The sequence below is a fragment of the Bacillus xiamenensis genome, from assembly GCF_000300535.1.
Taxonomy (GTDB): Bacteria; Bacillota; Bacilli; order Bacillales; family Bacillaceae; genus Bacillus; species Bacillus xiamenensis.
In genome coordinates this window covers 19,033-27,280 of record NZ_AMSH01000044.1, presented here as the reverse complement: position 1 = coordinate 27,280, position 8,248 = coordinate 19,033, and the positions used below count along the sequence as shown (strand labels likewise).

The following is an 8,248-nucleotide window of genomic DNA, read 5'->3' as shown; positions in this document are numbered from 1 at the left end:
TCATTTTAGCCCTTTGTCAACAATCTGAAAGCCGATCGTGTATCGGCTTTTTTTTATTGTTTTTTACTCTTTGTTCATCATTTTTTCATATGTCAATGATATAACATGACATGAAGGATAGTTCCATATAAAATAACAGTAGATATTATCTTATTGATGATAAGAGCTGGGAGGAAGGCTATGAGTTGGAATGCGAATTATGAGCGATGGATCAATGAAAAACACCTGGATACTGAATTAAGGGAATGGCTGGAGGCGCATCAGGATGATCAAAAAGCGCTTGAAGACTGTTTCTACAAAAACCTGGAGTTCGGAACTGGAGGAATGCGCGGAGAGATTGGTGCTGGAACGAATCGAATGAACGTCTACACCGTTCGAAAAGCATCAGCTGGTCTTGCGGCGTATATTGCAAAACATGGAGAGGATGCAAAAAAAAGAGGCGTCGCGATTGCATATGATTCACGCCATAAATCCCCTGAATTTGCGATGGAAGCAGCCAAAACGCTTGCTTCAAACGGCATTCAAACGTACGTATTTGATGAACTGCGTCCGACACCAGAACTCTCTTTTGCAGTACGGGAGCTGAATGCCTTTGCGGGTATTGTCGTGACAGCAAGTCATAACCCGCCAGAATATAATGGCTATAAAGTATATGGAGAAGATGGCGGCCAGATGCCCCCATTTGAAGCAGATCAAGTCATTAAAGAAGTAGATGCCATTGAAAATGAACTAGCGATATCAGTAGAATCAGAAGAAACATTGAAGCAAAATGGGCTGATCCGCATGATCGGAAAAGAAATTGATCAAGCGTATATCCAAAAATTAAAAACCATCAGTGTGCACCCTGAGCTTGCAAATGAAGTGGATATCAAAGTGGTGTTTACCCCGCTTCATGGGACAGCGAATAAACCTGTCCGAAACGGGCTTCAGGCTCTTGGGTATCAGCATGTGACCGTTGTGCCTGAACAGGAAAAGCCAGATCCACAATTCTCGACGGTTACGTCTCCAAATCCAGAGGAGCATGCAGCATTTGAATACGCTATCAAGCTTGGCGAAAAGCAAAATGCCGATCTCCTGATTGCAACAGATCCAGATGCAGACCGATTAGGCATCGCTGTTAGAGATCATGAGGGAGAATTTACTGTTTTAACAGGCAACCAAACAGGAGCGCTGCTGCTTCATTATTTATTGTCTGAAAAGAAAAAGCTAGGTCAGCTGCCTCCTCGTCCGGTTGTGATGAAAACCATTGTGACAAGTGAGCTTGGGCGTGCTGTGGCATCGGCATTTGGAGCAGACACGATTGATACGCTCACTGGCTTTAAATTTATTGGTGAAAAAATCAAGCAATTTGAAGAAACCGGAGAGTACACGTTTCAATTCGGCTATGAAGAAAGCTACGGCTATTTGATCGGTGATTTTGCACGAGATAAAGATGCGGTCCAAGCGGCGCTATTAGCCGTTGAAGTTGCTGCTTTTTATAAGAAACAAGGCAAGTCATTATACGATGCCCTCGTTGATATTTTTAAGGAATTCGGATTTTACAGAGAAGGGTTAAAGTCATTAACCTTAAAAGGGAAAGAAGGAGCGGAGCAGATTTCGGCCATCCTTCATACCTTTAGAACCAATCCGCCAGCTGCTATTGCAGGTCAGCGCATAACTGTTATTGAGGATTATCAATCAAGTCAAAGACACCTTGTGGCTGAAAAGAAAGAAGAAACCATTCATCTGCCGGCATCAAATGTCCTAAAATATTTCCTTGAAGATGGCTCTTGGTTCTGCATAAGACCTTCTGGTACTGAGCCAAAAGTGAAATTTTATATCGCCGTTAAAGGCTCATCTTTAACAGACAGCGAAGAAAAGCTAAAGCATCTATCAGAAGAAGTGATGAAAGTCGTTTATGATATTGTAGAAGAAACAGCTAAATAAAGAAAGCAACAACGCCATCGTGTCATACATGATGGCGTTTTTCTCAGCCAAAAGGATGAGAAGAAATCATCCTTTTTGAGAAAGAGCGAAGAAGGTGCTCATGGTATAATCAACGTAATGATAAGAGAAGGCAGCAAATGCCGGGGGTAAACAGGATGGGAGAATACCAAGAGAAGGTTCAAACCTTAAAGACATTAAAAGAAATTGCTGAAAAGCTCAATGAAGGCATGGAAATGAAAGAAACACTTCATGAAGTCCTTCAGATGCTCATGGATGTCACAGGCTTTCAGACAGCATGGATTTATTTTATAGAAGAAGACGGCTCATATGAGCTGATGGCACATGTATCCTTACCTCAAGCACTGGCAAAGGATCGAAAGAAATTGTTGTGCCAAAATGATTGTTATTGCATCAATCGATATACGAAGGGATCACTGCAATCAGCCACCAATATCATTAACTGTAAACGGATTGAAACGGCAATTGAACAAAAGCTTGGGGATACGGAAGGAATTACGCATCATGCAACCGTTCCACTCAAGGCATGTAAGCGCACCTTTGGTTTATTAAATGTGGCGGCAAAAGGTAAAGTCACATTTACACAAGAAGAGCTGAATTTACTTGAAAGTATTGCGCTTCAAATTGGTACGGCGATTCAGCGGATGAAGCTTGTTCAAAATGAGCAGCAGCATGCACTCCTTGAAGAAAGAAACCGTCTTGCACAGGATTTACATGATTCGGTCAATCAAATGCTGTTTTCTGTGAGTCTTACTGCAAAGGCAGCCCGTCAAATGACAAGCGATCAGAATTTAGGGGAAATGATTGATTTTATTCAGCATTTATCACAAGATGCCCTCATTGAAATGCGGTCACTCATATGGCAGTTAAGACCAAGAGGACTTGAAAAAGGGTTTACGACAGCAATTGAAGAGTATGCACAGCTTTTAGGGCTAAGCTGCACATTATCTTTATCCGGCTGTTTGGAAATGGATCATTCATGCCATGAGACTTTGTTTCGCGTATGTCAAGAAGCACTGAATAATTGTCAAAAACATGCGGGAGTAGAGGAAGTAGAGGTTAAACTTGAACAATCGGCAGACACGTTCGATATGAAAATAATTGACCATGGAAAAGGATTTCGGTATGACGAACAAATGAGCCTTCCTTCATTTGGGCTGAAAGGAATGGCTGATCGCATCCATCGAGCAGGTGGTACATTTTGTATTGATTCTGAGCTTGGCAATGGAACCACAATTCATGTAAAAGTGCCATTTTCTCAAGAAAGGAAGGGATCGTCATGAGAGTCGTCATTGCAGATGATCATCATATTGTGAGAAAAGGGCTGGTGTTCTTCTTGCAAACACAGCCTGATGTGGACATCGTAGGCGAGGCATCTAATGGAGTAGAGGCATTAAAGATTGTCCAACAAACGCAGCCTGACATTGTTTTAATGGATCTCTCAATGCCTGTGATGAACGGTATTGAGGCAACAAAACAAATGATGATCGATAGGCCGGAGACACGTATTGTGATTCTGACAAGCTATGCGGATAAAGATTATGTCATTCCAGCAATTCAAGCCGGAGCGAAAGCCTATCAGCTAAAGGATGTAGCGCCAGAAAAGCTGCTCACGACAATGATTGAAGTACAAAATGGCACGTATCAATTAGACGGTTATATTACAACCTTTCTTGTGCATCATCTGACAGAGCCAAAAGAGCAGAAATGGGCACTGATGAACGAGCTGACCAATAGAGAGCGGGATGTCCTATTTGAAATCGCAAAGGGCAAAAGCAACAACGAAATCGCCTCCTCGCTGTTTATTTCTGAAAAAACAGTTAAAACGCACGTATCTCATGTTTTATCCAAGCTAGAGCTGGCAGATCGAACCCAGGCCGCTCTTTATGCAGTGGATTATCAAAAAAATCAGCCGAAAGAGCTGCTTTAACAAAAACATGCAGTCACGGGCGCCAAAAGAAGAAAAAGGCTAAAATAAAGATCATTTTAGCCTTTTTCTTTATGTGTACATCGGTTCTGCATATGCTTCAGAAACGGCCGCCTCTGAAGCGTGGTCAATATACTGGAGGAGCCCATATAAACATTTTTCAACAGCTGCATCGTTTCGGTTAAATTGATACGCGTGTAAGAAATGCTCAATACGTTTCGAGAGCAAGTCATCTTGTGTACGTACCATAAGAATAAGTAAATTATCCCATTGCGAGCGATGCGTATAATAAAGTGCTTTATCATAATCCGCCACATTCATTAAACCTTCTCCTTTCCCTTGAGAAGTCTTCATTAGTTTGCTCGGATCATATCGACATTTTCAGGGGAAAAGTTGGTGTCCGCATAAAAAGGGGACCGGGAATTATAGGCTGAATAAATGCTTCATGTATGAAAAAAGATTGAACAGCAAAACCTAAGGGAAAATCTACATGAAAGTGAGATCAATGATATCATGCAGCCGAAATGGTGGATGCTTATTGCAGCAGGAATGATTTTATTCGGCAGTCTCATGGTGCATCCAGCATCAAAAGCAGCCGCATATCCCGCAGACAATTGGGAAAGGCTTGCTTATACTGCCTTGCAAGATGAATATGAAGGTGCCTCTTTAAACGATTATCATTACATTGGACGCACACAAGTGAATGATGAACAAACAAAAGATGTGTTTCGCGTCACCGTAAAGGAAGGCTCAACACTTTTTGCCGCCCACGCAGAAATTTATTTTCACCCGGAGACCGGTCATTTGATTAGTATTAACGTGTTTCGATTATAAAATAATAGCACCTCTTACCAAAAGAGGTGCTGATCATGAGATGTTTTACTTCATGTTTCCTTGAAGATAAGAGCGAATATCCACTCCGAGTGAATCCGCTAAACGCTGTCCGTAATCTTCATCTGCACGATAGAAGTTGCAAATTGCAAGTAATTTCGTTTTTTCATTTACGTCTTTCAAATCAGCTGTCAGGTTTTTAATCAATGCTTGTTTCTCTTCTTCAGAGTAGCTTCGATATTTTTCCCCCGCTTGTTTGAAATCGTTCGGTTTTTCAATTTTTTGTCTCACCATACGATCACCGTGAAGAACAGGCTCACTTTCTTTATAGTGAGGGTTCTCTTTTGGCTGATCGTCATAACGGTTTGGTTCATAGTTAATATGTCCGCTTGGACGAGTTGTTGTCATAAAGCCATCCTGCTGGTTATTGTGTACAGGCGCATAAGGGCAGTTGACTGGAATACGCAAGTAGTTCGCACCAAGACGATGACGCTGCGTGTCAGGGTATGAGAACAGACGACCTTGAAGCAGTTTATCTTCAGATGCTTCAATTCCTGGAACTAGTGCACTTGGTGTGAAAGCAGACTGTTCTGTTTCAGCAAAGAAGTTTTCTGGATTACGGTTCAGTGTCATACGTCCCACTTTTTGCAGCGGATAATCTTCCTCGCTCCACGTCTTCGTAGGATCACATGGATCATAATCAAGTTCATCATAATCACTGAGCGGCATAAGCTGAACGTAAAGATCCCATGCTGGATAATTTCCTTTTTCAATACGATCATACAAATCTCTTGTCGCATGCTGGAAGTCGTTTGCTTGAATTTCTGCAGCTTCTTCCATTGATAAATTGCGAATGCCTTCTGATGGTCTCCAGTGGTATTTCACATATTTTGTTTCTCCGTATTTGTTTACCCATCTAAACGTATGAACACCAGAACCGCGCATTTCAGCGTAGTTCGCAGGAATACCTTCGTCAGAGAAGAGCCATGTGAGCATGTGAGTTGATTCAGGTGTTAAGGTCATAAAATCCCAATAACGGTCAGGATCTTGAATATTGGTTACAGGATCTGGCTTAAGAGAGTGAACCATATCAGGGAATTTGAGTGCATCACGAATAAAGAAGACAGGCAGGTTGTTGCCGACTAAATCGTAGTTGCCTTCTTCTGTATAAAATTTAACAGCGAAGCCGCGTGGATCACGTAATGTTTCAGGTGAACCTTTAGGATGAATAACCGTTGAGAAACGAACAAAAACGTCAGTTTGTTTCCCTTCTTCACTTAAGAAGGCTGCTCTTGTATGCTTTTCCATGCTATTTTCTACTTCAAACACACCATAAGCGCCGGCGCCTCTTGCATGAACGACACGCTCTGGGATACGTTCACGGTCAAAATGCGCAAGTTTTTCAATCAAATGGTAATCGTCAAGAAAGGAAGGTCCGCGGTGGCCGGCTGTTCTTGAGTTTTGATTGTCGCCAACAGGCACGCCCTGATTTGTCGTCAAATGTTTATGATTTGAATTTGTCATTCTTTTCTCCTCCTGTAAACAAAAAAATGGGTTCTAGCAATCTATATACCCTAATTATATTGAATAAAACATGATAGTCAATATTTATTTATAATAATTTTAAATAAATTATTATTACAAGGAGGTAAAGAAAAAGACGAAAGAAATGAATTCTTTCGCCTTAGAGCAGAAGCTCTCTGAGAGCATCTTTGTTTTGTGTTAAATCTTTTAATGTGTATTGATCTAGAACGCGTAAATAAGCAGTGAGTGCTTCATGAAGTACGTGCTTTAATGAGCAAATCGGGGAGATAATACAGCTGTTTTTCTTTGAATCAAAGCATTCAACCATGACTAAATCATCCTCTGTATAGCGGACAACCTCACCAATGTTAATGCTTTCTGGGCTTTTCCCCAGTCTAATCCCACCATTTCTTCCGCGAATCGTTTCCACATAACCGCGTTTTCCAAGATGGTAAATCACCTTCGTCAGGTGATTTTTTGAAATGCCATAAATATCGGCAATCTGCTGAATATTTGACAGTTCATTGTTGTCTCTCGACGCTAAATAAATGAGTACCCTCAATGAGAAATCTGTATAATTTGTAAGTTTCATTTTGACGACCTCTAAACCTAATAGAGTTTTGTATCATCGTAACACATTTTAGACAAAAACTGTTCGAGAAAGTGTTAAATGTGACAACATTTAAAACATGTATTATAAATATTGCTTTTATAGCCTGTCATCTATTACGATAAAGATGTATTTAAAATACATCTTTTTGAAAGAAGGAATGACAATGTTATCTTCAGATCAAATGAATGCCATTAAACAATCAGCCCCTCTACTAAAAGCCGAGGGAACAAAACTTGTGACAGTTTTTTATCAAAATATGATCAGACAGCACCCAGAGCTTCTCAATCAGTTTAATAAAACGAACCTCATGAATGGAAGTCAGCCAGAGGCGCTTGCGGCAACCTTATATCAAGCTGCACTGTACATTGAACGATTAGAAGAATTGCTTCCTGCTGTCAAACAAATTGCCCATAAGCACGTCAGTGTCATGGTGAAAAAAGAGCAGTACCCCATCGTTGGATACCATCTCATTGAAGCCATGAAAGAGGTATTTGGATTAACAGAAGAAGACGAAACGTTAGCCGCTTGGAAGGCTGCCTATGACATCATTGCGAATATATTTATCACCATTGAAGCAGAAATGATGGAGGAAAATTTAAAACAAAAAGGCGGATGGGCAGATGTCAAACCGTTTGTGATTAAGAAAAAGAAACAAGAATCTCCGTCACTCACTTCCTTTTATTTAGTACCAGAAGATGAATCTGAACTGCCAATTTATGAAACAGGTCAATATATTACGGTGCAAGCAGATATGCCGGGTGAAGCCTATGTATGCAGCAGACAGTACAGCTTATCAGATCAATATCACCCATCTTACTACCGCATCACAGTGAAACGAGACGGCCATGTATCCACATTCCTCCATGATGACATGGAAGAAGGGGATATTCTTCAAGTGAGTATGCCGCAGGGAATGTTCTGCTTACAAGGGGACATCAAACAGCCCGTTTATTTGATCAGTGCTGGGTCTGGTGTTACACCAATGATTGGTTTAGTAAAAACAGCCGCTCATCAAAATCTGCCATTTACGATGATTCATGCAGATCGAATAGAGGACGTGACCGCTTTTGAAAAAGAATTTGAACGTGTTCTAGCTTTATCCCCTCATGGACGTATCATCCTATGTAACGAGCAGTTTGAAGCGTCAGGAAAGGGTGAGCTGGTGGAGAAGGTGGCTTCCCGTATTGACCGTTCATTCCTTCAATCAGTGATTGGAGAAGGGGAAGGACAATTTTACCTTTGCGGTTCCCCGGCCTTTACACAAGAGATGATCTATATCCTAAAAGCGATAGGAATTCCGGAACAAAATATTCATTTCGAAGTATTCGGCGGGCAATCCATGAAAGAGATAGAAGTCGTGTAAACCAACGGCTGAACATCATGTTTTTTTAGATACGCTCATATAGTAG

Annotated in this window: 8 protein-coding genes; 5 read left to right on the top strand and 3 right to left on the bottom strand. The window is 41.1% G+C overall.

The window, feature by feature from the left end; translation table 11 throughout:
- Positions 1-180 precede the first annotated feature (180 nt).
- The 3 genes from BA1_RS13335 (at position 181) to BA1_RS13325 (ending at position 3,874) form a co-directional block, all read left to right on the top strand.
- A complete protein-coding gene (locus tag BA1_RS13335; protein ID WP_008359900.1) occupies positions 181-1,926 on the top strand; it encodes a phospho-sugar mutase in 1,746 nt (581 codons plus the stop codon).
- A gap of 155 nt (positions 1,927-2,081) precedes the next feature.
- Positions 2,082-3,227, top strand: a complete 1,146-nt coding sequence (locus tag BA1_RS13330) for a GAF domain-containing sensor histidine kinase (RefSeq protein ID WP_008359898.1) — start codon at positions 2,082-2,084, stop codon at positions 3,225-3,227.
- Positions 3,224-3,874, top strand: a complete 651-nt coding sequence (locus BA1_RS13325; RefSeq protein ID WP_008359895.1) for a response regulator — start codon at positions 3,224-3,226, stop codon at positions 3,872-3,874. The genes BA1_RS13330 and BA1_RS13325 overlap by 4 nt, the downstream gene beginning before the upstream one ends.
- A 69-nt stretch (positions 3,875-3,943) precedes the next feature.
- Here BA1_RS13325 and BA1_RS13320 read toward each other — a convergent pair whose 3' ends face one another.
- Positions 3,944-4,192, bottom strand: a complete 249-nt coding sequence (locus tag BA1_RS13320; protein WP_008359893.1) for a YhdB family protein — start codon at positions 4,190-4,192, stop codon at positions 3,944-3,946.
- A 192-nt stretch (positions 4,193-4,384) separates the two neighbouring features.
- Between BA1_RS13320 and BA1_RS13315 the strand changes: the two genes are divergently transcribed.
- On the top strand, positions 4,385-4,705 hold the full coding sequence (locus BA1_RS13315) for a YqzG/YhdC family protein (RefSeq protein WP_008359890.1): 321 nt from the start codon (positions 4,385-4,387) through the stop codon (positions 4,703-4,705).
- 45 nt (positions 4,706-4,750) lie between these two features.
- Here the strand turns inward: BA1_RS13315 and BA1_RS13310 are convergent, their stop codons facing one another.
- Positions 4,751-6,226 (bottom strand): catalase, encoded by a 1,476-nt coding sequence (locus tag BA1_RS13310; protein ID WP_008359888.1) that lies wholly within the window; start codon positions 6,224-6,226, stop codon positions 4,751-4,753.
- Between the two features lie 160 nt (positions 6,227-6,386).
- On the bottom strand, positions 6,387-6,818 hold the full coding sequence (locus tag BA1_RS13305; RefSeq protein ID WP_008359887.1) for an Rrf2 family transcriptional regulator: 432 nt from the start codon (positions 6,816-6,818) through the stop codon (positions 6,387-6,389).
- A 184-nt stretch (positions 6,819-7,002) separates the two neighbouring features.
- On the opposite strand from BA1_RS13305, the gene BA1_RS13300 reads away from it, so the two are divergent.
- The gene (locus BA1_RS13300) at positions 7,003-8,202 is read left to right on the top strand and encodes a globin domain-containing protein (RefSeq protein ID WP_008359878.1); all 1,200 of its coding nucleotides are present in this window, start codon (positions 7,003-7,005) and stop codon (positions 8,200-8,202) included.
- The last annotated feature ends 46 nt before the right edge of the window (positions 8,203-8,248 follow it).